Origin of the sequence: Streptomyces cinereoruber (assembly GCF_009299385.1) — a bacterium.
GTDB lineage: Bacteria > Actinomycetota > Actinomycetes > Streptomycetales > Streptomycetaceae > Streptomyces > Streptomyces bikiniensis.
This window is the reverse complement of sequence record NZ_CP023693.1, coordinates 6,422,601-6,445,586: the sequence shown is the minus strand read 5'-3', so window position 1 is coordinate 6,445,586 and position 22,986 is coordinate 6,422,601. Positions and strand designations below refer to the sequence as shown.

Annotated in this window: 20 protein-coding genes and 1 tRNA gene; 14 read left to right on the top strand and 7 right to left on the bottom strand. The window is 74.0% G+C overall.

Annotated elements, in window-relative coordinates; genetic code table 11:
• Positions 1-28: 28 nt before the first annotated feature.
• Both CP977_RS29120 and CP977_RS29115 read right to left on the bottom strand, forming a co-directional pair.
• Entirely contained in the window at positions 29-325 is a 297-nt protein-coding gene (locus tag CP977_RS29120) for a hypothetical protein (protein WP_104860350.1), read from the bottom strand.
• A gap of 167 nt (positions 326-492) precedes the next feature.
• Positions 493-2,667 (bottom strand): TerD family protein, encoded by a 2,175-nt coding sequence (locus CP977_RS29115; protein ID WP_152371062.1) that lies wholly within the window; start codon positions 2,665-2,667, stop codon positions 493-495.
• Between the two features lie 162 nt (positions 2,668-2,829).
• On the opposite strand from CP977_RS29115, the gene CP977_RS29110 reads away from it, so the two are divergent.
• Positions 2,830-3,018 carry a CsbD family protein gene (locus tag CP977_RS29110; protein ID WP_062751148.1) on the top strand — a complete coding sequence of 63 codons (189 nt, stop codon included), beginning with the start codon at positions 2,830-2,832 and terminating at the stop codon, positions 3,016-3,018.
• Positions 3,019-3,216: 198 nt separating this feature from the next.
• On the opposite strand, the gene CP977_RS29105 is transcribed toward CP977_RS29110, so the two are convergent.
• A complete protein-coding gene (locus tag CP977_RS29105; RefSeq protein WP_062756745.1) occupies positions 3,217-4,017 on the bottom strand; it encodes a polysaccharide deacetylase family protein in 801 nt (266 codons plus the stop codon).
• Between the two features lie 437 nt (positions 4,018-4,454).
• On the opposite strand from CP977_RS29105, the gene CP977_RS29100 reads away from it, so the two are divergent.
• The 12 genes from CP977_RS29100 to CP977_RS29040 all read left to right on the top strand — a co-directional run bounded on the left by CP977_RS29100 (position 4,455) and on the right by CP977_RS29040 (position 19,393).
• Positions 4,455-4,985 carry a COG1361 family protein gene (locus tag CP977_RS29100; protein WP_062751150.1) on the top strand — a complete coding sequence of 177 codons (531 nt, stop codon included), beginning with the start codon at positions 4,455-4,457 and terminating at the stop codon, positions 4,983-4,985.
• Positions 4,986-5,375: 390 nt separating this feature from the next.
• On the top strand, positions 5,376-7,520 hold the full coding sequence (locus CP977_RS29095) for a hypothetical protein (protein WP_152371061.1): 2,145 nt from the start codon (positions 5,376-5,378) through the stop codon (positions 7,518-7,520).
• A gap of 107 nt (positions 7,521-7,627) precedes the next feature.
• A complete protein-coding gene (pelF, locus tag CP977_RS29090; protein ID WP_062751155.1) occupies positions 7,628-9,142 on the top strand; it encodes a GT4 family glycosyltransferase PelF in 1,515 nt (504 codons plus the stop codon).
• A complete protein-coding gene (locus CP977_RS29085; protein ID WP_152371060.1) occupies positions 9,139-10,536 on the top strand; it encodes a hypothetical protein in 1,398 nt (465 codons plus the stop codon). Before pelF ends, CP977_RS29085 begins: the two co-directional genes overlap by 4 nt.
• A 67-nt stretch (positions 10,537-10,603) precedes the next feature.
• On the top strand, positions 10,604-11,605 hold the full coding sequence (locus tag CP977_RS29080; protein WP_062751159.1) for a GDP-mannose 4,6-dehydratase: 1,002 nt from the start codon (positions 10,604-10,606) through the stop codon (positions 11,603-11,605).
• A gap of 31 nt (positions 11,606-11,636) precedes the next feature.
• Positions 11,637-12,350 carry a nucleotidyltransferase family protein gene (locus CP977_RS29075; RefSeq protein ID WP_030215453.1) on the top strand — a complete coding sequence of 238 codons (714 nt, stop codon included), beginning with the start codon at positions 11,637-11,639 and terminating at the stop codon, positions 12,348-12,350.
• Positions 12,351-12,356: 6 nt separating this feature from the next.
• Complete coding sequence (locus CP977_RS29070) at positions 12,357-13,310, top strand: NAD-dependent epimerase/dehydratase family protein (RefSeq protein WP_152371059.1); 954 nt, start codon at positions 12,357-12,359, stop codon at positions 13,308-13,310.
• Positions 13,307-13,969 carry a spherulation-specific family 4 protein gene (locus CP977_RS29065; protein ID WP_062751163.1) on the top strand — a complete coding sequence of 221 codons (663 nt, stop codon included), beginning with the start codon at positions 13,307-13,309 and terminating at the stop codon, positions 13,967-13,969. Before CP977_RS29070 ends, CP977_RS29065 begins: the two co-directional genes overlap by 4 nt.
• Before the next feature lie 149 nt (positions 13,970-14,118).
• Positions 14,119-14,949 carry an endo alpha-1,4 polygalactosaminidase gene (locus CP977_RS29060; protein WP_079131262.1) on the top strand — a complete coding sequence of 277 codons (831 nt, stop codon included), beginning with the start codon at positions 14,119-14,121 and terminating at the stop codon, positions 14,947-14,949.
• A gap of 769 nt (positions 14,950-15,718) precedes the next feature.
• On the top strand, positions 15,719-16,279 hold the full coding sequence (locus CP977_RS29050) for a 2Fe-2S iron-sulfur cluster-binding protein (RefSeq protein WP_062756746.1): 561 nt from the start codon (positions 15,719-15,721) through the stop codon (positions 16,277-16,279).
• Positions 16,276-17,274: an FAD binding domain-containing protein gene (locus CP977_RS29045; protein WP_152371058.1), complete on the top strand. Its 999-nt coding sequence runs from the start codon at positions 16,276-16,278 to the stop codon at positions 17,272-17,274. The genes CP977_RS29050 and CP977_RS29045 overlap by 4 nt, the downstream gene beginning before the upstream one ends.
• 22 nt (positions 17,275-17,296) lie before the next feature.
• Positions 17,297-19,393: a xanthine dehydrogenase family protein molybdopterin-binding subunit gene (locus CP977_RS29040; RefSeq protein WP_062751169.1), complete on the top strand. Its 2,097-nt coding sequence runs from the start codon at positions 17,297-17,299 to the stop codon at positions 19,391-19,393.
• An 88-nt stretch (positions 19,394-19,481) separates the two neighbouring features.
• Here the strand turns inward: CP977_RS29040 and CP977_RS29035 are convergent.
• Positions 19,482-19,555: transfer RNA gene (locus tag CP977_RS29035), tRNA-Pro, on the bottom strand.
• Between the two features lie 583 nt (positions 19,556-20,138).
• On the opposite strand from CP977_RS29035, the gene CP977_RS29030 reads away from it, so the two are divergent.
• The gene (locus CP977_RS29030; RefSeq protein WP_109184442.1) at positions 20,139-21,347 is read left to right on the top strand and encodes an acyl-CoA dehydrogenase family protein; all 1,209 of its coding nucleotides are present in this window, start codon (positions 20,139-20,141) and stop codon (positions 21,345-21,347) included.
• Between the two features lie 81 nt (positions 21,348-21,428).
• Here CP977_RS29030 and CP977_RS29025 read toward each other — a convergent pair whose 3' ends face one another.
• The 3 genes from CP977_RS29025 to CP977_RS29015 are packed head-to-tail and all read right to left on the bottom strand — an operon-like array spanning position 21,429 to position 22,985.
• Positions 21,429-22,001: a GAF domain-containing protein gene (locus CP977_RS29025; RefSeq protein ID WP_062751173.1), complete on the bottom strand. Its 573-nt coding sequence runs from the start codon at positions 21,999-22,001 to the stop codon at positions 21,429-21,431.
• Positions 21,998-22,636 (bottom strand): GTP-binding protein, encoded by a 639-nt coding sequence (locus CP977_RS29020; protein ID WP_062751175.1) that lies wholly within the window; start codon positions 22,634-22,636, stop codon positions 21,998-22,000. Before CP977_RS29020 ends, CP977_RS29025 begins: the two co-directional genes overlap by 4 nt.
• On the bottom strand, positions 22,614-22,985 hold the full coding sequence (locus CP977_RS29015) for a DUF742 domain-containing protein (protein WP_062751177.1): 372 nt from the start codon (positions 22,983-22,985) through the stop codon (positions 22,614-22,616). Before CP977_RS29015 ends, CP977_RS29020 begins: the two co-directional genes overlap by 23 nt.
• Position 22,986 lies beyond the last annotated feature (1 nt).

Below are 22,986 nucleotides of genomic sequence, written 5' to 3'. Positions count from 1 at the left end.
CGGCCCGGGGCGGGCGGATCGGGACGGATCAGACGGAGACGGCGGGGAGCACGCCGGTGACCGGGGCGGCCAGGTCGGTGAGCTGGTGGAGCTGCTGGAGGTCGTGGATCCGGTTCAGGCCGCCCAGCTGCTCGGCGATGCCGGGGAGCTGCGCGGCCTGCTCCTCGGGGAGGCCGGTCGCCGCGAGGGAGTCGAGCTCGGTGACGGGGTTGATCGGCGGCCCGAGCGGGCCGGCCGCGGGGGCCGCGCTCGCCGCGGACGCGCCCAGGCACGAGAAGGCGGCGGCGACGGCGAGGACGGAGGAGATGCGTCGTGCTGAGGTCATGCCCTCACCAACGCGCCCGGCCCGGCGGCGGACACGGCCGCCCCCGTTCCCACCGCTCGAACGGGGGGCCGCTGTGGAAGTCGAGGGGCGAGGAAAGCGAAGGGACTGAATTCATGGAAGGTGAGAAGGAAGCCCCTTCATGGCCTCGCCCGGTACGACCGTAGCACTCAGGCGGGGATCAGGTCGCGCAGGTTTTCCGGGGTGAACACGCGCGAGCCCGGGGGCAGTCCGGCGGGGCGCTCCAGACCGATGTACGTGACGGGGCCGTCCGGCACGGACGTCGTGCCGTCCCACGCGGTCGGCGCGGCGGTGCCGTCCGCCATCAGGTCCACGAGGTGGCGGACCGTCAGCGGGGTACGGGCGAGCAGCCCCCGGAGCAGGACCGTGACCGACACCCGGTTCTCCTCGACGCGGTTCGCCGACGGCTCGCCCTTGAGGTGGAGGTGCAGCCAGCGGGCGTGCCAGCGGCCGTCGTCGTCCCGTGCGAACGCGAGCGGCAGCGCGACCCGGCCGGGACCGCGCAGGTCCGACTTCATCCGGACGGTGCGCGGCTCGAACGGGCGCCCCTTCTGCTCGGCGTCGCGCAGCATGAAGCCGAAGAACGACTCCTCGACCTCCTCGAAGCCCTCGCCGGAGTAGATGTTCACCTGCGGGACGACGTAGGTGCCGCGCACGGCGCCGAGCCGCAGGTCGATGAATTCCGAGGCGCCCTCGGGGGCGTCGGTGATGTCGCCCGAGTGCGCGCCCTCGACGGCGGTGAGGGCGGTGTACGAGAGCCAGGTGACCGTCTGGTGGTCGGCGTCCAGGACGAGGGCCGAGAGATCGTAGTCGGTCCTCCGGGCCGTCTGCTTCCAGTACGTGAAGAAGCGCAGCAGGTCGCCCTCCACCGGCGAGACGGAGCCGCGCGGCAGGACGCCGAGGCCGTCGGCGGTGGCCCTGCCGCTGAGCGGGAGCGCCACGTCCAGGACGGCGGGGTCGACGAGCAGCTGGCCCGGGTCGGGGAGCCGGCGCCGGGTCTCGGCGTCGAGGGCGGCGCACAGGCGCTCTCGCACGGCGTCCGGCAGCGGCGGCCTGGTGTCGACGGTGGTCCGGGCACCGCCGAACCGGTTGACGAAGATCCGGCGCTTCCCGCCCTCGTCCGTCCGGTTCCACAAGTGCTCGCGGAGGGAGAGGACGACGCGGCCGGAGGCCTGCGGGAGGACCCGCTCGCACGCGGTGACGACGGCTTCCAGCTCCTCGGGGCCTTCCGCCGTGCGCAGCAGCCGGTCGAGGGCGCGCAGGAGCCGGCCGGGGGCCGAGGTCAGGAGTTCGGCCGCGCCGGTGACGTCGTTCCGGCCGAGCAACGCCTCCACCCGGCTGTCGAAGGAGGGGGCCGCCTTCTCGCCGCGGGCGACGGCGAAGACCTCGGCGGCGTGCGGCCACCGGGGGTACTCGTGCGGGTGCAGCCGCTCGCCCAGGCGCTTCCAGGCCTCGCGGTGCGCGGGGACGTCGGCGAGCTTGCCGGGGCTCGCGGCGACGACGGCGTCCAGGCCGCCGAGCAGGGCGCGGCGGAGCGGCCGGGACAGCGCGCGGAAGCGGGTCGGTTCCCGCAGGGTGACGTCGCCGTCGGCGAGCGCACAGGCCAGGCGGAGGACGTCGGTGACGGTGTCCAGGAGCGGGTCGGCGCCGGCCGCGAGGCGGGCCCGGTTGACGACGGCGCGGACCTCCCGGACCGGGATCTCCCCGGGCTGGGGCCCGTCGGCGCGGTGCCCGGCGAGGAGGGCGAGGTCGCGCAGGTGGGCGTCGCCGAGCGGGGTGGTGGTTCCGGCCAGGGACAGGTAGAGGGCGGTGACCTCCTCGTCGAGCGGCCGGCCGGGGTGCAGGACGGTCAGGCGGTCGCCGGCGGCGGCGACCAGCTCGTCGTGGGCGGCGAGCATCTCCTCGTAGGTGTGCCGGTACGTGCCGTACGACGGCAGGTCGAGCAGGTTCAGGACGCCGTCGCGCAGCCGCTCGGCCACGCTCCTCCGCGCGGAGGGGTCGACGAGCGCCTCGGCGAGGCACCGCGCCCAGAAGTCGCGGGTGTCGGGCACGCCGGCCGGGAAGTCCTTGAAGTAGGCGTTGTGCCGGACGTGGTCGCCGACCAGTTCCCGGACGGCGTCCAGGGCGCGGGCGGCGGTCGCGCGGACCGTCTCCTCGGCGAGGCCGGAGAGGGCCGCGAGGAGGTCGGCCGAGAGCTTGAACCCCACGGACATCAGGGCGGCGTCGAGCTGCCGGGCCGCCGCGGCGCCGTCTCCGGCGGGGCCGGCCGGGACGGGGAGGCGACGGGCGTGCCGGACGACCAGATGTTCGAGGGTGTGGTCCATTCCGGCATACTGCCGCTCTTCCGCACGCACGTGCATGCGGTTTTCGACCGGGACCGGGCCCGTGCGCCGGGATCGGAAGCGGATGGTTGGCGCGCGGGATTCCGGGAACCCGCTTAACGTGACCGAAGTACCCCAGTCGACCAGAAAAGGGGCGTATCAGTCATGGGTGAGAGCCACATGGACAAGGCCAAGGGCAAGCTCAAGGAGGCCGCCGGCAAGGCGACCGGCAACGAGCGCCTGAAGAGCGAGGGCCAGGCGGACCAGATGAAGGGCCAGGCCCGCGAGGTGGGCGAGAAGGCCCAGGGGAAGGTCGAGGGCGTCCGCGACTCCCTCAAGCGCGACGACTCCTAGGCTCGCACCTCCTGTAACGCTCGGGCCGCCGTACCGCGCTCTGGAGGACGGCCCGAACAGCGGAAGGACCGCCCGGCACCGGCCGGGCGGTCCTCCTCGCGTTTCCGGGGCTCCGTGCGGACCGGCTCCGGAGCTTCCGGCACGGACCGGCTCCGGGGCTTCCCGGAACTGACCGGCTCCGAATTTCCGCCGCGGGCCTCAGGGAGCCGTTCGCACCGGGAAGCTGAAGGTGTGCCCCTGCTCCTTGAGCCACGGCAGCACCTGCCGCAGGGCCGCGACGGTCTGGGCGCGGTCGCCGCCGCCGTCGTGGAAGAGGATGGTCGGCCCGTTGGACAGCTCGTTCTTGACGGTGTTCACGATCGCGGCCGTGCCGGGCAGTTCGAAGTCCTTCGTGTCCACGTTCCAGCCGAGCGGCCGCATGCCCGCCTCGGCGGCGATCCGCCGGCTGTCCGGGGTGAAGGCGCCGCCGGGCGCCCGGTAGTACTCGACCTTCGCGCCCCCGGCCGCGTCCTCGATCATCTTCTTCGCGTCCAGGATCTGCTGCTTCTGGTACGCGACGGACTTCTTGTCCATCGTGGTGTCGTGGGAGATCGTGTGGTCGCAGAGCCGGTGCCCGTCCGCGACGACCTTCCCGACCAGGTCGGGGTGGCGCTTCGCCTCGGGCCCCACCATGCAGAACACGGCCTTGACGCCGTGCTCCTTCAGGATGTCCAGCATCTGGGGCGTCCAGCGCGGGTCGGGCCCGTCGTCGATGGTGATGTTCACCGCCGTGCCGCCCGCCTCGGCCGCGTGCGCGATGCTCTCGGGCATCTTCTTCGGCGGCGCCTGGGCGGGCCCCTCGGCGTCGGCGGCCGGCGACTGCCCGGCCGCCGGGCGCCCGCTCCCCGCGTCGGCCTCCGCCTCCGACTGCGTCACCGCACTGGCCGCCCACACCGCCAGGCTGAGCCCGACCGCGGAGGCGACCACGGCCATGTGCGCTGTGTACTTGTTCCGCCGCATGTAGATCGCCCGCTCCCCGTTGTCCATCAGGTCTTTCTCCCGGGTGAGAGGACGGTGGGAACGGCGGGAAGGTTTCATCCGAAGGCCGGGTCTTAGGGCCCCTCTTCTCGGGACCCAGGTCCCGGCGCCCGGGGGCCGGAAGTCGGCCTTCTGGCCGGGAGTGTCCGGTGCCCGGCCCGTGCGGCGGGACCGTCGGGGGCGGAGGACTGCCGCGTACGCGCCAATGGTGTAGCCCACGCCGCGCGGGCGCGCCGGGCACGGGCCCGGCCGGCGGCGCGGGAGCGCACCCGTCACGGCGTGCGCGGATGCGGCCGGCCGGGCCCCGTCACGCCTCCCCCGCAGCTCCTTCACGGGAAGCACACTTTCGGCCGTCGGCCGCCCGGGGCGCCCGCGCGGGGGCAGACGCCGGGGCGCGCCCGTCCCTAGCCTCCCGGGCCATGCGATCCCACCTCACGAGACGCCTGGGTCTCACCGCCGTCCTCGCCCTCTTCCTCGCCGTGTTCGGCCTGGCCCCGGCCGCGGGCGCGGCCGAGCCGGCCCCGCCCGCCGCGCTGACGTTCAGCACCGACGCCGCCACGACCACCCCCGGCGGCACGGTGAACCTGTCCGTGACGCTGACGAACAACAACTCCTACGACATCTGGTTCGTCTACCAGACGATCGACCCCACCTGGCTCACCACGCAGCGCCCGGACCTGAAGTACTCCTTCACCGGCTGTTCGCTCGCCGGCCCCGGCGGCAGCACCCCCTGCGCCGGCACCGGCCCGGCCAACCTGGGCGGCAACTACGGGGCCACCGTCCCGCCCGGTCAGAGCAGGACCGTGACCCTGACGCTCCAGGTCGCCGCCGACTCCGGCTGCAACGGCAACATCGGCTTCTACTCGTACTTCTACGCCGAGTTCAGCGACAGCTCCAGCACCAGCGGCGGTCCGGTCTACACGCCCGAGACCCGCGTCCTCTGCGCCTGACGGCCCGTCGGCCGGGCGGGGCGCGTCCGGAAACAGACCATGCCCCGCCCGGCCCAACGGTCTACACCAATGACGGCCGCCCCGGCGGCCGTCCGGTCCGCCGAGGCCCCTCCTCCCCCTCCCACCTGGCCATCGAGCCCCGGGTGGGAGGGGTGGCCGGGTCCCGGGACGCCCTCCGGTCCGATCGTCACACCGGAACCACCGTCCCGGGCGCCCGCGTTTTTCCGTCACCTTTCGCGGCGGCACCACAAAAGCTCCACAGATACCTCACCATTTGACGCGACGGATGCGTGGACGACCGGCCTTCGAGGGGGATGCCGGCGCCCACGAGGGGGTGCGTCCGCTCCTCGGAGCCGTGCCCACCCCTGCTCCGGGAGGGGACACCACCGCATGAAGCGGCTCATAGGCACCACCCTGTTCACCACGGGCGCGCTCGTCGCCGCCCTCGTCCTGCCGGGCGCCCCGGCGCAGGCGTCCGAACGGGAGCCCCGCATCGACCTGCGGGTCCTCGTCGTGTCCGACGGCGGCCCGGCCACCGACGCCATCGCCGCCGAACTGGACGCCGCGGGAACGCCGTACACGGAGATCGACCTCACCCGTGCCGACCGTCCCGTGATCGACGCCGGCTACCTCGCGGACACCTCGGGCGACCGGAACCGGGCCAAGTTCCAGGCCGTCGTCCTGCCCAACGACAACCCGTTCCCGGCCGGTTCCGCGGAGATGGCCGCCCTCGTGAACTACGAGCGGGCCTACGACATCCCGCAGGTCGACGCGTACACCTATGCCCGGCCCGAGGTCGGACTCCAGTACGCCGTCCTCGGCGGGTACGCGGGGAGCCTCGACGGGGTGGCGGCGCAGACGACCGCGGCCGGGCTCTCGGGCCCGTTCGGCTACCTCGAAGGGGCCGTGCCGTTCGAGGACAACTCGCCGACCGTGGGCGAGAGCTACGCCTACCTGTCGACGCCGGTGGCGGGCTCGGACTTCACCCCGTACGTCGAGGCCGCGATACCCGGGACGACCAAGCGCGGGTCCCTGGTCGGCGAGTACCGGCACGACGGGCGCCGCGAGCTGGTCGTCACCTTCGTCTACAACCAGTACCAGCAGCAGTTCCGCCTCCTCGCCCGCGGCATCGTGGAGTGGATGACCGGCGGGACGCACCTGGGCGCCTCCCGGAACTACTTCGCCGTCCACGTCGACGACGTGTTCGCGGCGGACGACCGCTGGAACTCCACGCTCAACTGCACGCCCGGCGACGTGGACTGCACCGATCCCGACGCCGTACCCGACCCGATCCGGATGACGGCCGCCGACGTGGACCACGCCGCCGCCTGGCAGACCTCCCGGAACTTCACCCTGGACATGGCGTACAACGCCGCCGGCACCGTCGACTTCCGCGCGGACAACAACGGCGCGGACCCGCTGGCCGACCGGTTCGTCGCCAAGCGGAACGACTTCCGCTGGATCAACCACACCTACACGCACGCCTTCCTCGGCTGCGAGCAGAACACGAGCACGGTGCCGTGGCAGTGCGCCACGAACCCCGACGGCTCGATCAAGTGGGTCTCCCGGCAGGACGTCTCCGACGAGATCGCCCTCAACCGCGTGTGGGGCCAGACCGCCGGACTCCCGCTGGAGAACGACGAGCTGGTCACCGGCGAGCACTCCGGACTGCGCGTCCTGCCCCAGCAGAACACCGACAACCCGAACCTCGGCCCGGCCCTCGGCGACAACAACATCGGCTGGCTGGCCTCGGACAACTCCCGCGAGCCCGGCCAGCGCCAGGTCGGCACGGCCACGACCGTCCCCCGCTACCCGATGAACGTCTTCTACAACGCGGGCCGGGCAGCCGAGCAGGTCGACGAGTACAACTGGATCTACACCAGCCGCGCGCAGGGCGGCAGCGGCATCTGCGAGGACAACCCGGCCACCACCACCTGCCTGCCCGCCCCGCTCGACCCGGCCACCGGCTACGCGGACCACATCGTGCCCCTGGAGCGGCAGATCGCCCTGGGCCACGTCCTGGCCAACGACCCCAAGCCGCACTTCATCCACCAGTCGAACCTGGCCGAGGACCGCATCGCCTACCCGGTCCTGGACGGCGTCCTCGACGCGTACGACGCGCTGTTCGCCCCCGGCACCCCGGTGGTGAACCTGCGGATGAAGGACATCGGGCAGGAGCTCCAGCGCCGCTCCGCCTGGCGCACGGCCGTGCAGAACGGCCAGGTCACCGCGTACCGCGTCGGCGACACGGTGACCGTCGAGGGCCCGAGCGGCACCGCGGTCCCGGTGACCGTGCCCGAGGGCACCCTGCACTTCGGCTCCGGCTCGGGCTCCGGCTCCCTCTTCGGCGAGGCGTACGCGGGCGGGCGCTCCGGCTGGACGTCCCTGGCGGGCGCGCGGCTGACCCTGGAGCTGCCCTACGTCGAGGCCCTGCGGGCGGACGGACCCGCCCCGGCCCGGGTCGCGGCTCCGGCCCCGGCCGCCCGGGTCCCCGCGGGTGTGACCGAGCCCGTCTCCCCCGGCGCGGGCGGCTGACCGCCGCACCACCGGCGCCGGCCCCGTACGGGCGGCGAGGTCCCGGCCGCCCACCGGCGGCCGGGACCGGCACGACCACTCCCACCACGGCCGTGGAGTCCACACCCATGCACGTTCACCGCGGCGCGCGGCGCTCCGGCGCCCCGCGCGTCACCCTCCTGACCGAAGGCACCTACCCGCACAGCCACGGGGGTGTCAGCGTCTGGTGCGACCAGCTCGTCACCGGCATGCCGGACGTCGACTTCGACGTCCTCGCCGTCACCGGCTCCGGCCGCGAGCCGCTCGCCTGGGACCTGCCGTCCCACGTCTCCCACGTCCTTTCCGTGCCCATGTGGGGCCCGGCGCCGGAGGGCCGGCCGCCCCGGGGCAGGGCGGCCCGGCGGCTCGCCGACGCCTACGAGAAGTTCACGACGGCGCTGCTCGACCCGGGCGCCGAGGCCGGTTTCGGCCCCGCCCTGTACGCCCTCGCGCACGCCGCCGGGGACGGGCGGCTCAGTCCCTTCCTGCGGAGCGACGCGGCGATCTCGGTGCTCACCTCCGTGTGGCGGCGGCCGGGGCTCGCCGTGCGGGAGGCCCGGCCGACCCTGCACGACGCGATCACCGCCACGGCCCTGCTGGAGCACGCGCTGCGGCCGCTGTCCGCGCCGCCGCCGGCGGAGGGCGTCGCGCACGCCGTCAGCGGCGGGGTGGCCGCCCTGCCGGGCCTCGCGGCCCTGGAGCGGAACGGGGTGCCACTGCTGCTCACCGAGCACGGCGTCTACCTGCGCGAGCGGTACCTCGGCTACCGCACCGCCCCCTACCGCTGGCCGGTGAAGGCCGTGGTCCTGGGCTTCTTCCGGCTGCTCGCCGAGGAGAGCTACCGCAAGGCGGCCCTGATCACCCCGGGCAACCGCTACAACCGCCTGTGGGAGGAGGAGGGCGGCGCCGCCCCCGAGTCCATCCGGACCGTCTACAACGGCGTCGACCCCGCCGCCTTCCCGCCCGCCGGGCCCGAGCCGGACGCCCCCACCCTCAGCTGGGCCGGGCGCGTGGACCCGATCAAGGACCTGGAGACGCTGATACGTTCCCTCGCCCTGGTCCGGGAGCGGATGCCCGAGGTCCGGCTGAGGCTCTTCGGCGGCACGCCCCGGGGCGGCGAGGCCTACCGGGAGCGCTGCGAAGCGCTGGCGGCCGAGCTCGGCCACGCGGACGCCGTGACCTTCGAGGGGCGCGTCGACGACATCAAGGACGCCTACGCGGCCGGGAACGTCGTGATGCTGTCCAGCATCAGCGAGGGCTTCCCGTTCACCCTGATCGAGGCGATGTCGTGCGGGCGCGCGACCGTCTCCACCGACGTCGGGGGCGTGCGTGAGGCGGTCGGGGACACCGGGCTCGTGGTGCCGCCGCGCGACCCGGCCGCGATGGCCGAGGCCGCGCTCGCGCTCCTCGGCGACGCCGCACGGCGCCGGGCGATGGGCGAGGCGGCCCGACTGCGGGTGATCGAGCGGTTCACCCTCCGGCAGACCGTCGACACCTTCCGCGCGATCTACCACGAACTGGCCTCCGGGGTACGGCGGCCGGAGCCGGCCAGGATCGTCCTGCCCGTCCCGGCGGTCAGCGGCACGGGGAGCCTCGCCGGATGAGCGGCCCGATGTCCCTCGAACCCGGCGGGGCCGAGCAGGACACCCTCGCCATCCGCCTGGCCGTGCCGCGCCCCCGCCGGTTCCTGGACGACGCCACGCTCGCGATCCGGCTCCCCTCGAAGGGCCCCGACGAGGAGGCGGTCAGCGCGCTCGCCGCCGAACTCGCCGACCGCATCGGCCCGGCCGTCCACCCCTACGAGGTGGCGGCACTCCTGGAGGCGGACGGCCTGTCGGCCTCCGTGATCAAGGAGCGGTACGGCCACCCCACCCTGTTCTCGCTGGCGGCGGCGCTGTACGAGCGGGTGCCCCGGGCGTTCCCCGAGCCGGCCGCGCCCCCGGACCCGTGGCGGCCCGACACCGTGCGGTGCCTGCTGCGCGGCCTGCTGTTCGCGCTCCCGGCCCTGGCCTATCTGCTCACCGCCCCGCTGTGGCGGATCGACGAGCACGCCTCCGTCCTGGTCACGGCGGGCATCGTCTCCTGGGCGTGGGGGCAGGCGCTCGGGCACCGGGCGCACCTGCGGCTCACCACGGGCCGGCGGGAGGCGGCGCGCACGCTGCTGGCCGGGTCCGTGCTCGGGGCGTGCGTGGCCACGGGCCTCGCCGCGGTCCCCGCCGGGGGCGGCCCGGCCACCGTCGCGGCGGCGGCCCAGTCGCTGTACCTGGCGGCGGCGGGCGTCCTGCTCGTGCTCGGCCGGGAGCGGCTGCTGCTCGCCGCGCTCAGCCCGCTGATCGCCGGCGCCGCCGTGCTGCCCTGGTGGGAGCCCGGCACCCTGCTGCGGCTCACCTTCCCGCTGCTCGCGCTCCTCGCCACGCTCGCCGTCGCCCTGCGGGTCCTGGCCTCCGGCCTCGCCGCCCCGGCCGCCGAGGGCCCGCGCCCCCGGCTGCGGGGCTCCGTGCCGTACGGCCTGTTCGGGCTCGCGGCTGCGGTGCTCGTGATGCTGGAGGGTCGGCAGGACCCGTACGCGGTCATCGTCCTGACCCTGAGCATGGGCCCGGCCGAGTGGCTGCTCTACCGCTACCGGGGCTGGTCGGTCGCCGCGCTGCGCGCCAGCGCGACGCTCCGGGCGTTCCTGCTCCGCTCCTGGGGCGTCCTGGCCCTCTGCCTCGTCTGCTACCTGCTGCTCCTGCTGGTCCCGGCGCTGGTCCTGGACTCCGATCCGGTCGCGCTGCTGTCCCTGGCGGCGGTGCTGTGGACCGCCCTCCTGCTCCAGGCGTTCGGCGTGGCCTGGCCGCCTGCGATGGTCTGTCTGGCGACGGCCGCGGGCGCCGGGGTCGTCGCCCTGGCGGGGCCGTCCGGCGGGGCCGGCGTGCTGCCGTCGGTCTGCGCCGCGGCCGCGGTCTGTCTGGCGGCCTGCGTCGTCGCCCTCCTGGGCCGGCCGTCCCCGCACGCCTGACCGGACCGCCCGCCCACCGCTCCTCTCCCGCACCACCGTGCTGTTCTCCTCCGAAAGGACCGAAGAGTTGACCTCCGCACCGCTCGCCGCCGTCACCGGGGCCGAAGGGTTCATCGGCTCGCACCTCACGGAGGCGCTCGTCGCCTCCGGCCACCGGGTCAGGGCCATGGCCCAGTACAACTCGTTCTCCTCCTACGGCTGGCTGGAGACCCTCTCCCCCGACGTCCTCGACCAGGTCGAGATCGTGCTCGGCGACGTCCGCGACCCGGGCTCGGTGCGCGGCCTCCTGGAGGGCGCCGACTGCGCGTACCACCTGGCCGCGCTCATCGCGATCCCGTACTCCTACCAGGCGCCGCACAGTTACGTGGACACCAACGTGACCGGCACCCTCAACGTCCTCGAAGCCGTGCGCGCCCTCGGGACGCCCCGCCTGGTGCACACCTCGACCAGCGAGACGTACGGCACGGCGCAGACGGTCCCGATCACCGAGGACCACCCGATCAACACCCAGTCCCCGTACGCCGCTTCGAAGGCGGGCGGCGACCGGCTCGCGGACAGCTACCACGCCAGCTTCGGCACCCCCGTGGTGACGCTCCGCCCGTTCAACACCTTCGGCCCCCGGCAGTCGATGCGGGCCGTGATCCCCACCGTCATCGGCCAGGTGGCGGCCGGGGAGCGCACCCTCACCCTCGGGGACCTGCGCCCCACCCGGGACTTCACCTACGTGAAGGACACCGCGCGGGCCTTCCTCGCGGTGGGCACGGCCCCGGCGGAGGACGTCGTGGGCCGCACCCTCAACGCGGGCACCGGCGGGGAGATCTCCGTCGGCGACCTGGTCGCGCTGATCGGCAAGGTCATGGACACCCCGCTCGACGTCCGCGAGGACCCGGCGCGGCTGCGCCCCGCCGACTCCGAGGTGATGCGGCTGGTCGCGGACGCCTCCCGGCTGACCGCGGCGACCGGCTGGCAGCCGGACCACTCCCTGGAGGAGGGCCTCGCGCGGACCGCCGAGTGGTTCACCGACCCCGCGAACCTGGCCCGCTACAAGACCGGCATCTACAACATCTGACCCGTCCGGCACGTCCCGCAGGAGGTATGCCATGCACGCTGTGATCCTGGCCGGTGGAAAGGGCGTCCGGCTGCGGCCGTACACCACCGCGCTGCCCAAGCCGCTCGTCCCCATCGGCGACGAGCACGCGATCCTGGAGATCGTGCTGCGCCAGCTGTCCCGGGCCGGCTTCACCCACTGCACCCTCGCCATCGGGCACCTCGGCGAGATCATCCGCGCCTACGTGGGCGACGGTTCGCAGTGGGGCCTGAGCATCGACTACGCCACCGAGGAGAACCCGCTCGGCACCATGGGCCCGCTGCTCAACCTGCGCGACCGGCTGCCGGAGCACTTCCTCGTCATGAACGGCGACGTGCTCACCGACCTCGACTACGCCGACGTGCTGCGCCGGCACGAGGTGTCGGGCGCGCCGCTGACCATCGCCACGTACGCCCGCAAGGTGCACATCGACTTCGGGGTGCTGACCACCGACGACAGCCGGGTGGTCGCCTTCACCGAGAAGCCCAGCATCGACTACCGGGTGTCCATGGGGGTCTACGGCGTCTCCCGGAAGACCCTCGACGCCTACACACCGGGGCTGCCCCTCGGCTTCGACGAGCTGGTGCTCGACCTGCTCGCCGCCGAAACCCCGCCGCACGCCTACGATTTCGACGGCTACTGGCTGGACATCGGCCGTCCCGACGACTACGACCGGGCCAACGCGGAGTTCACCAGCCGCAAGTCCCTCCTGCTCAAGGGAGCCTGAACAGCGATGCGCATCCTCGTCCTCGGCGCCGGCGGATACCTGGGCGGCCACGTCACCGAGCGGCTGCGCGCCCTCCCGGGCGCGCGGGTCCTCGTCGGCGGCCGCTCCCCGGGGGCCGACGTCGCCGTCGACCTCGCCGCCGACCGCCCCCGCCTCCTGGCGGGGGCGCTCGCGAAGGCCGCGCCCGACGCCGTGGTCAACTGCGCGGGCGCGACCGGCGGCGACGCCGTCACGCTCGCGGAGGTGAACGCGCGGGGGCCCGCCGCCCTGTGCGCGGCGCTGCGCGCGGCCGCGCCCGGGGCCCGCCTCGTCCATCTGGGGTCGGCCGCCGAGTACGGGGCGGGGACGCCCGGTCTGCGGGTGGCGGAGTCGGAGCCGTGCGCCCCGGCGGGACCGTACGGCGCGACCAAGCTGGCGGGCACGGTGGCGGTGGCGTCGTCGGGTCTGGACGCGGTGGTGCTGCGGGTGGGGAACCCGGTGGGGGCCGGGGCGCCCGCCACGGGCCTGCCGGGCCGGGTGGCCGCGCTCCTCGCCGAGGTGGCGGACCCCGGGGACCCGGAGGGGGAGCTGCGGCTCGGCGACCTCTCCGCGTACCGCGACTTCGTGGACGTACGGGACGTGGCGCGGGCGGTGGAGCTGGCGGCGACCGCACCCGGTCCGCTGCCGCCGGTCCTGAACGTCGGTGGCGGCGAGGCGCTTCCCGTACGGGAGCTGGTACGGCGCCTCGCGGACGCGGCGGGCTTCCGCGGCCGGATCGCGGAGACGGGCGGGGACGGCAACGGGAGCGGGGGCGGCGGTGGTTCGGAGCGGTCCGCGCGGGTGTCCTGGCAGTGCTCGGACATCAGCGCGGCCGCGGCGGCCCTGGGCTGGGCCCCGGCCCACGCGCTCGACGCGTCGGTGGCGGCGCTGTGGGAGGCCCGGTCCCGCTCCTTCGTGCCCGACGGGGTGGCGGCACCGTGAGCCTGCTCATCCCCCTGTACGTCCACCCCGCCGAGGACCCGGACGCCTGGCACCGGCTGATCACCGGCGCCGCGCACACGTACGCCGTCGTGCTCAACCCGGCGAGCGGCCCCGGCGACGCGCCGGACCCGGCGTTCGTGGCCGCGGCCCGCGCGCTGCGGTCGGCGGGGGCCCGGCTGCTCGGCTACGTGGACACGGACTACGGCATGCGCGACGCGGAGGTCATCACCGAGGAGGCGCTCCGGCACCGGGAGTGGTACGGGGTGGACGGCTGTTTCCTGGACCAGACGACGGCGGGCCGCGACGGCCTGCCGGCCTGCCGGCGCACGGTGCGCTCGCTGCGCCGGGAGGGCATCTCCCCCGTGGTCATCAACCCGGGGGTGCACCCCGCGCCCGGCTACGTGCGGCTCGCGGACCTGACGGTCACCTTCGAGGGGCACTGGTCGACGTACGTCTCGACGTTCAGCCGCCCGTCGTGGACGGCACGCCTGCCGTCCGAACGCCTCTGCCACCTGGTGTACGGGGTGCCCGCCCCGCTCGTCCCGCTGGCCGTGCGCACCGCGCGCGAACGGGGCGCGGGGGTCTGCGGCCCGGTGACGGGGGAACCGCCGAACCCGTGGGCGGGGCTGACCCCGGCCCTGGCGGAGGCGGACCGGTGAGGCGGCGCCCGGGCGCGGCCCTGGCGACCGCGCTCCTGGCCCTGACGGTCCTCGCGGGCTGCTCGGGGGGTACGGAGGGACCGGCCGAGGGCGCGGGAGGGAGTACGGGCCCGGGTACGGGTCCGAGTGCGGCGGCGAGTCCTCCCGCGATCGGCCTCCCGACGAGCGCCGCACCCTCTCCCGCCCCCACGACCGGCGGCCCGACGACGCCCCGCCCGCCGAGCCCCACGGCCGGCCGGCCCTCCCCGGACCGCACCCCCACCCGCCGCCCCGCGACCGGCGCGCGCTGGCAGCCGCGCCCCGGCCTGGCCTGGCAGTGGCAGCTCAACGGCAAGGTGGAGCCGTCCGTCGACGTGCCGGTGTACGACATCGACGGCTTCGAGAACAGCGCGGCCGACGTGGCCCGGCTGCACCGGGACGGGCGCAAGGTGATCTGCTACATCAACGTCGGGGCGTGGGAGGACTACCGCCCCGACCGGGACGCCTTCCCCGAGTCCGTCCTGGGCGGCCCCAACGGCTGGCACGGCGAACGCTGGCTGGACATCCGCCGCCTCGACGTCCTCCGGCCCCTGATGGAGCGCCGGTTCGACATGTGTCGCGACAAGGGCTTCGACGCGGTGGAACCGGATCTGGTGGAGGGCTACGGCAACGACACGGGATTCCCCCTGACGGCGGACGACCAGCTCCGCTACAACCGCATGATCGCGGACATCGCGCACGCACGCGGCCTGGCGGTGGGACTGAAGAACGACCTCGCTCAAATCCCTTTCCTGGTGGACCACTTCGACTTCGCGGTCAACGAGGAGTGCGCCCAGTTCGGCGAGTGCGCCCTCCTCGAACCCTTCGTCGCGGCGGGCAAGGCGGTCTTCCACGTGGAGTACGAGGAGTCCCCGTCCGCCTTCTGCCCCGAGTCCCGCTCCCTCCGCCTGTCGTCGATGCTGAAGAGACCGGAACTGGACGTGTGGCGGAGGCCCTGCTGACCGGGGCGTCCTGGGAGTGCGGCGCGGGCAGCGGCTCGTCGCCCTGAACTCCGCCCGGAACCCCGAGGTCTTCTTTCGGCAGCGGCGGGGGCCGGGACGTCCTGTCCGGTCCGCCGCCCCGGCTCGCCGCCGAACCGCCCGCGGACGGCCACCGGTTGGCCGTCGTCCTCCACCCGAACATCTGGCACGGCCCCGGCCAGATCCGGGCCCGGCTGGACCGGGCCCGGCGCGGCGGACCGACCCTGATCGACCCCGTCCACGGATGGCGGCAGACCCTCCTCGCCGCGGACCCGGTCCTGGGGGACTTCGGGGCGGTGGCCTACCACTCGGCGGCCTTGGGCACCGCCGTGCTCCTGACGGCGGACGAGCGGGAGAGGCTCGGCCCCGAGGCCCCGCTCGCGGAGCTCGTCCGGCGCGCCCCGGCTCGATCCGTACGTGCCGCTGCGTCCGCAGGTGGAACGGACGCCGGAGGAGCATCGTCCGGACCCCGCCCACGCCGGGGACCTGGAGTCGACGGACGTGATCACGCACGGCGGCCGGTTCGGGGCCGCTCTCGCCGGTCGATCCGCGCAGGTCGACGTAGAACTGCCCGTCGGGGGACCGGTCGAGGTTCTCGGCGCCGAGACGACGCGCGCCGGGGCCGCCCGCCACCGACCCCGGTGGCCCCGGAAGAACCAGTCGCATGCCTCCCCCCGTGCGGGGCAGACGCCCCTCGCGCACCATCGGAGGAGACATGACCCGAGGACGAGGAGGAAGGCCCGTGGAACCCGTGGACCGGACCGCATCGGCGGATGAGATCCCGGAAGGCGCCGCCGAGGCCGTTTCCACCCTCACCCTGCGGGTCAACGGCACCGCCCGTACCCTCACCGTCGACAACCGCACCACCCTGCTGGACGCGCTGCGCGACCACCTCGACCTCACCGGTTCGAAGAAGGGGTGCGACCACGGGCAGTGCGGGGCCTGCACCGTCCTGCTCGACGGGCGGCGGGTGAACAGCTGCCTGCTGCTCGCCGTCGTCTGCGCGGGCGCGTCCGTCACCACCGTCGAGGGGCTCTCCGACGGCGACCGGCTCCACCCGGTCCAGGAGGCGTTCGTCGACCGGGACGCCCTGCAGTGCGGCTACTGCACCCCCGGGCAGATCTGCTCGGCCGTCGCCCTGCTGGACGAGGCGGCCGCCGGTCAGCCGTCGTACGTGACGCCGCCGGAGCAGCGGCCGGACGGCCCGGTGCGGCTCACGCCGGACGAGATCCGCGAGCGCATGAGCGGGAACATCTGCCGCTGCGGCGCCTATCCGAACATCGTCGACGCGATCGAGGAGGCCGCGCGGTGAGGCCCTTCGCCTATGTCCGGCCGGAGCGCACCGAGGAGGCGATCGAGCGGTTCGCCGCCCGGCCGGGCGCCCGGTTCCTCGCGGGCGGGACCAATCTCGTGGACCTGATGAAGCTGGGGGTCGCGGGGCCGCCGCTGCTCATCGACATCAACGGGCTGCCGCTCGACGCCGTCGAGGAGACCGCCGCGGGCGGTCTGCACATCGGCGGGACCGCGCGCAACAGCGACGTGGCGGCCCATCCGCTCGTGCGCGACCGCTACCCCGTCCTCTCGCAGGCCCTCCTGGCCGGCGCCTCCCCGCAGCTGCGGAACTCGGCCACCACCGGGGGCAACCTGCTCCAGCGCACCCGCTGCCCGTACTTCCAGGACGCGTCGAAGCCGTGCAACAAGCGCGTGCCCGGTTCCGGCTGCCCCGCCAGGGAGGGGGTCCACCGCGACCTCGCGGTGCTCGGCCACTCCGTCCACTGCGTCGCCACCCACCCGTCGGACATGGCGGTCGCGCTCGCCGCCCTGGACGCGGAGGTCCGGCTGCGCGGCCCGGCGGGCGAGCGGACGGTGCCGGTCGCGGAGTTCCACCGGCTGCCCGGCGACCACCCGGACCGGGACACCGTCATCGAGGACGGCGAGCTGATCACCGGCGTGACGCTGCCCGCTCCCCCGCCCGGTGCGCGCGGCGCCTACCGCAAGGCCCGGGACCGCGCCTCGTACGCCTTCGCGCTCGCCTCCGTCGCCGCCGTCCTGACCGTCGAGGACGGGCGGATCGGGCACGCGGCCCTCGCCTTCGGCGGTCTCGCCCACAAGCCGTGGCGGGCCCTCGCGGCTGAGGAGGTGCTGCGCGGCGCCCCGGCGACCGCCGAGACGTACCGGCGGGCCGCCGACGCGGAGCTCGCCGCCGCCGAGCCGCTGCGCGACAACGGCTTCAAGGTCCCCCTCGCCCGCAACCTCGCCGTGAGCGTGCTGCACGACCTCGCGTCCCGCGCCGACACCACCGGATGACTACTGCAGGAGGCACCGCGCCATGACCAGCCAGCTCGTGCGTCCGACGACGGGGGCCGTCCGCCGCGACGCCCGGCAGAAGGTGACGGGCGAGGCCCGCTACGCCGTCGACCGGACGCCGCCCGGCTGCCTCCACGCCTGCCCGGTGCCCGCCACGGTCGCCCGCGGCCGGGTCACCGCCGTGCACGCCGAAGCCGTTCTGAAGCGCCCCGGGGTGCGCGCCGTGCTCACCCACGAGAACGCGCCCCGGCTCGGCGAGGCGGACGATCCGACGCTCCTGCTGCTCCAGGACGACCGGGTCCCGCACCGGGGCTGGTACGTGGCCGTGGTCGTCGCCGACACGCCGGAGGCCGCGCGCGAGGCCGCCGAGGCCCTCGGCGTCGACTACGCCGTGGAGGACCACGACGTCCTGCTGCGCGCCGACCATCCGGACCTCTACACACCGGAGGAGGCCAACGGCGGGCACCCGGCCGTGCGCGAGCGCGGCGACTTCCCCGCGGCCTTCGCCGCCTCACCGGTACGGCTCGACGCCACGTACTCCATGAGCGCCCTGCACAACCATCCGATGGAGCCCCACGCGTCCACGGCCCACTGGGAGGACGGCGGCCTGACCGTGTACGACTCCAGCCAGGGGGCGTCGACGGTACGGGACGCCCTGGCGGGCCTCTTCGAGCTGCCCCCGGAGCGGGTCACGGTCGTCTCCGCCTTCGTCGGCGGCGGCTTCGGCTCGAAGGGCACGCCCCGGCCCCCGTGCGTCCTGGCGGCGATGGCCTCCCGGCACACCGGCCGCCCGGTGCGGCTCGTCCTGCCCCGCCGCGAGCTGGCGGCGGTGGTGGGCCACCGCGCGCCCACCGTCCAGCGCGTGCGGATCGGCGCGTCGGAGGAGGGCGTGATCGGTGCCCTCTCCCACGAGGTCGTCACCCAGACGTCGACGGTGAAGGAGTTCGTGGAGCAGGCCGCCGTCCCGGCCCGCACCATGTACACCTCCCCGCACAGCTTCACCGGTCACCGGGTGGTGGCCCTGGACGTGCCGTCGCCGTCGTGGATGCGCGCCCCGGGCGAGGCGTCCGGCATGTACGCCCTGGAGTCGGCCATGGACGAGCTGGCCGTGGCGGCGGGCGTCGACCCGGTGGAGCTGCGGCTGCGCAACGAGCCGGACGCGGAGCCCGACAGCGGCAAGCCGTTCAGCAGCCGGGGCCTCGCCGACTGCCTGCGGGAGGGTGCGCGGCGCTTCGGCTGGGAGGGCCGCGACCCCCGGCCGGGCGTCCGCCGCGACGGGGACCTACTGTGGGGCACGGGGGTCGCCTCGGCCACCTATCCGGTCCTCCTGAGCCCGTGCAAGGCGTCGGCGCACGCCGGGCCGGACGGGCTGCACACCGTACGGGTCGACGCCACCGACATCGGTACGGGCGCGCGGACCGTCCTGGCCCAGATCGCCGCCGAGGCCCTGGGCGTCCCGCTCGATTCCGTACGGGTCGAGCTGGGCAGCAGCGCCCTGCCGGACGCCCCCGTGGCGGGCGGCTCCTCCGGCACGGGCTCCTGGGGCTGGGCCGTCCACAAGGCCTGCACCGCGCTGCGCGAGGAGCTGGCCGGCCGTTCCGGCCCGCTGCCGTCCGAGGGCGTGACCGCCGAGGCCGACACCGAGGAGGAGACGGGTCAGGACTCCCCGTACGCCCGCCACGCCTTCGGCGCCCACTTCGCGGAGGTCCGCGTCGACACCGTCACCGGCGAGGTCCGGGTGAGCCGGCTGCTCGGCGTCTACGCGGCGGGGCGGATCCTCAACCCCCGTACGGCCCGCTCCCAGTTCATCGGCGGGATGACGATGGGCCTGGGCATGGCGCTGACCGAGCACAGCACCATGGATCCCGCGTTCGGCGACTACACGGAGCGCGACCTGGCCTCCTATCACGTGCCGGCCTGCGCCGACGTGCCGGCGATCCAGGCGCACTGGGTGGAGGAGCACGACCCCCATCTGAATCCGATGGGCAGCAAGGGCATCGGGGAGATCGGCATCGTCGGCACGGCCGCGGCGATCGCCAACGCCGTCCACCACGCGACCGGCGTGCGCCTGCGCGACCTGCCCCTGACTCCGGACCGCCTGCTGCCCCACCTGACGTAGGCGCGGGCCGGACGCGGTGACGCCGAAACGCCCGAGGGGCCGCCTCGGATCTCTCCGAAGCGGCCCCTCGGGCTACGACTCTCACGAGTCGGGACGACAGGATTTGAACCTGCGACCCCTTGACCCCCAGTCAAGTGCGCTACCAAGCTGCGCCACGTCCCGGTGCCCGTCTGACCTGGGGTTTCCCCCGGCCGAACGCGCATGAGAACAATACCGCACTTTCCCCGGTGGTCACGAACGCCTTTCCCGGGGGCGGCGGGCGGGCACGCGCCGGGGGTGTGTCGGAGGCGCGCCGGGGGCGGATCGGAGGGGTTTCGGAGGCAGGTCGGAGGAGTTTCGGTCACTCTCCGTAGCCTGCCCGGCGCCCGCCCGGGAGGCACCATCCCCCGGAGTGACAGGAGGTGCGGGAGGGGCGGAATGCCGCTCTTCTGCGACAGAGGCGGCTCATATGGTGAAGCCAGGGGGCTCGCGGCCATATGCCCGGAACCTCATTGCCCCTGGCATGTGGCAGAAACATGTCCACGGGCGCGGGAGGGCGGATCGGGCCGAGCAGGCCAAGTCCACCCGAAACATAGTCATTCCCGATCGTCAACCGCTCCTGTTTCAGACAAACTTCGTTCCGTTATTGATCCATCACAGAAAGATCAACACCATGAAGAGGTCGGCCTGTTCGGGACGGGACCACTGCCGATGCACCACCTGACCGGACAACCGCCGGTCAGGCGTTTCGCGGGAGGAACTCGTCATGGACAACTACTTCACCAGCCGGCTGCATCATGAGCTCAGGGAGACGGTCCGGGACTTCGCGGAGCGTGAGGTCCGACCGCGGATAGCCGAGATGGAGGCGTCACGGACCGTCCACCACGAGCTGTCCCGCATGATCGCCGAGCAGGGCTGGCTGGGCGCGACGATCAGCCCCGAGTACGGCGGCATGGGCGCGGGCCACCTGGCCAAGACCATCATCATCGAGGAGCTGTCCCGGGTCAGCGGCGCCATGGGCGCCATGGTCCAGGCCTCCCAGCTGGGCACCGCCAAGATCGTTCACTTCGGCAGCGACGAGCAGCGCAAGACCTGGCTCCCGGCGATCGCCGCCGGCGAGTGCCTGCCGACCATCGCGGTCACCGAGCCCGACGCCGGCGGCCACGTCCTCGGCATGAGCGCCAGCGCGGTCCGGGACGGCGACGACTACGTCCTCAACGGCAGCAAGGTCTACGTCGGCAACAGCCACGTGGGCGACCTGCACGGCGTCGTGGTCAGGACGGGTCCCGGCTCGAAGGGCCTCAGTGCGTTTCTGGTCGAATCCGATCGACCGGGTTTCAGGACCGGTCCGCAGCAGACGGCCATGGGGCTCCACGGCTTCAGCTTCGGCGAGCTGATCTTCGAGAACTGCCGGGTGCCGGCCGCCAACCGGCTCGGCGACGAGGGCGACGGCCTCTCCGTCGCGTACTCCTCCAGCGTGCTGTACGGGCGGGCCAACCTCACCGCCGTCTCCCTCGGCATCCACCAGGCGATCCTGGAGGAGACCACCCGCTTCGCCTCCGAGCGCATCCGCTACGGGAAGCCGCTCCACGACCTCCCCACGGTGAAGCTGAAGCTGGGCCAGATGCAGTCCCGGCTGATGACCGCCCGGCTGGCCGCGTACCACGCCGTGCACCTGCTCGACCAGGGCCTCTCCTGCGACGCCGAGCTGATGAACGCCAAGCTCGTCAACGTCGAGTCGGCGCTCGACTCCGGGCGCAACGCCATGGAGATCCACGCCGCCGCCGGCCTCTTCACGGACCGGGCCATCGAGCGGTACCTCCGGGACGCGCACCACATCTTCGCCCCCGCCGGGACCTCCGACATCCAGCTCCTGCGCCTCGCCGAGGTCGCCCTCGGCCAGGACAAGGGCAGCTGGTCGGAGCGGCTGTCCGAGCTGGTCCGCACGCCGGAGCCGGAGCCGCTGCCCGTCTGATCCGCGACCGGTTCCGAAAGGCCCGGGGCCCGGTACGGCGATCGCCGTACCGGGCCCCGGGCCGTCGTGGGACACCCGCGGTCAGAGCGTGCCGTCCTCACGGCGGTTGATCTGCTCCATCAGCTCCGCGGCCATCGCCTTGATCGTCTCCAGGCCGGCGCGCCCCCACGGGCGCACGTCGGTGTCGACCACGCAGATGGTGCCGAGCGCGACCCCGGTGCGGTCGATCAGCGGCGCCCCCATGTAGGAGCGGATGCCGATCTCGTCCACGACCGGGTTGCCCGCGAAGCGCGGGTAGTCGCAGACGTCCTCCAGGACGAGCGCCTTGCGCCGCACCACCACGTGCGGGCAGTAGCCGTGGTCGCGGGCCATGAAGCGGCCGACGCCGCCCCCGCCCGCGGCGGCGGCGCCCAGGTCGCTGCCGGAGTGGGTGCCCTCGGGGGTGTGCAGGCCCGCGAAGAACTGCCGGTTCTCGTCGATGAAGTTGACCATCGAGAACGGGGCGCCGGTCATCTCGGCGAGCCGGTGCGCGAAGTCGTCGAAGACCGGCTCCGGCCGCTCCCCGAGACCGAGTTCGCGCAGCCGCCGCACCCGGGCCGGCGCGTCCTTGTCGTTCGGGGTCAGCAGGAGGTGACCGGTCGGGTCGTAGGTCATGGCGTGGCTCCGTAGCTCGGCACGGTGTCCGGGAGGGTGGTGAGCAGGTACTGGACGAGGGTGAGCAGGGTGCTGATGCCGGAGCTGGAGATCCGGGCGTCGCAGAGGACGACCGGGACCTCCGGGTCGAGGTCGAGCGCGGCCCGCACCTCGTCCGGCTCGTAGCGGTGGGCGCCGTCGAACTCGTTGATCGCGACGACGAAGCGGATCCCGCGCCGCTCGAAGAAGTCGACGGCGGCGAAGCACTCCTGGAGCCTGCGGGTGTCGGCGAGGACGACCGCCCCGAGCGCCCCTTCGGAGAGCTCGTCCCACATGAACCAGAAGCGCTCCTGGCCGGGGGTGCCGAAGAGGTACAGCACGTGGTTGTTGTCGAGCGTGATGCGGCCGAAGTCCATGGCGACGGTGGTCGTGGTCTTGGACTCCACGCCCTCCAGGCTGTCGGTGGCCGCGCTGACCGAGGTCAGCAGCTCCTCGGTGCTGAGCGGTTCGATCTCGCTGACGGCGCCCACGAGGGTCGTCTTGCCCACGCCGAAGCCGCCCGCCACCAGGATCTTGACCGCGGTGGGGAAGGAGTCGGCGGGGAAGGAGTCGGCCGCGAAGCTCTCGTGGCGCTCAGAGCCGTTGTCGTAGGCCATCGAGCACTGCCTCCAGCAAGGAACGGTCGGTTGGGTTGGCGTGGAACCGGGGCGCCCGGGCGGTGAGCGCCCCGCAGTCCACGAGGTCGGAGAGCAGGACCTTGGTGACGACGGCCGGGAGCCTTAAGTGCGCCGCCACCTCGGCCACCGAGGTGGGCCCGTCGCACAGCCCGAGGGCCAGGCTGTGCTCGGGACCCATGTGCGCCTGGGGGGACGAACCGGTCGCCATCACCATCGACAGGAGGTCGAGGGCGGTGGTGGGCCTGGTCCGGCCGCCGCTGACGGTGTACGGGCGGATCAGCCGGCCGGCCGCGTCGTCGAGCCAGGGTCCTTCCTGAGGGGTCGTCACG

What these genes read in the sequence shown, in the direction of transcription:
- CP977_RS29070 (WP_152371059.1), top strand. Translation starts at nt 12,357, where the DNA reads ATGCGCATCCTCGTCCTCGGCGCCGGCGGATACCTGGGCGGCCACGTC.
- CP977_RS29075 (WP_030215453.1), top strand. Translation starts at nt 11,637, where the DNA reads ATGCACGCTGTGATCCTGGCCGGTGGAAAGGGCGTCCGGCTGCGGCCG.
- CP977_RS29120 (WP_104860350.1), bottom strand. Translation starts at nt 325, where the DNA reads ATGACCTCAGCACGACGCATCTCCTCCGTCCTCGCCGTCGCCGCCGCC.
- CP977_RS29085 (WP_152371060.1), top strand. Translation starts at nt 9,139, where the DNA reads ATGAGCGGCCCGATGTCCCTCGAACCCGGCGGGGCCGAGCAGGACACC.
- CP977_RS29115 (WP_152371062.1), bottom strand. Translation starts at nt 2,667, where the DNA reads ATGGACCACACCCTCGAACATCTGGTCGTCCGGCACGCCCGTCGCCTC.
- CP977_RS29040 (WP_062751169.1), top strand. Translation starts at nt 17,297, where the DNA reads ATGACCAGCCAGCTCGTGCGTCCGACGACGGGGGCCGTCCGCCGCGAC.
- CP977_RS29110 (WP_062751148.1), top strand. Translation starts at nt 2,830, where the DNA reads ATGGGTGAGAGCCACATGGACAAGGCCAAGGGCAAGCTCAAGGAGGCC.
- CP977_RS29100 (WP_062751150.1), top strand. Translation starts at nt 4,455, where the DNA reads ATGCGATCCCACCTCACGAGACGCCTGGGTCTCACCGCCGTCCTCGCC.
- CP977_RS29025 (WP_062751173.1), bottom strand. Translation starts at nt 22,001, where the DNA reads ATGACCTACGACCCGACCGGTCACCTCCTGCTGACCCCGAACGACAAG.
- CP977_RS29030 (WP_109184442.1), top strand. Translation starts at nt 20,139, where the DNA reads ATGGACAACTACTTCACCAGCCGGCTGCATCATGAGCTCAGGGAGACG.
- CP977_RS29020 (WP_062751175.1), bottom strand. Translation starts at nt 22,636, where the DNA reads ATGGCCTACGACAACGGCTCTGAGCGCCACGAGAGCTTCGCGGCCGAC.
- pelF (WP_062751155.1), top strand. Translation starts at nt 7,628, where the DNA reads ATGCACGTTCACCGCGGCGCGCGGCGCTCCGGCGCCCCGCGCGTCACC.
- CP977_RS29105 (WP_062756745.1), bottom strand. Translation starts at nt 4,017, where the DNA reads ATGCGGCGGAACAAGTACACAGCGCACATGGCCGTGGTCGCCTCCGCG.
- CP977_RS29095 (WP_152371061.1), top strand. Translation starts at nt 5,376, where the DNA reads ATGAAGCGGCTCATAGGCACCACCCTGTTCACCACGGGCGCGCTCGTC.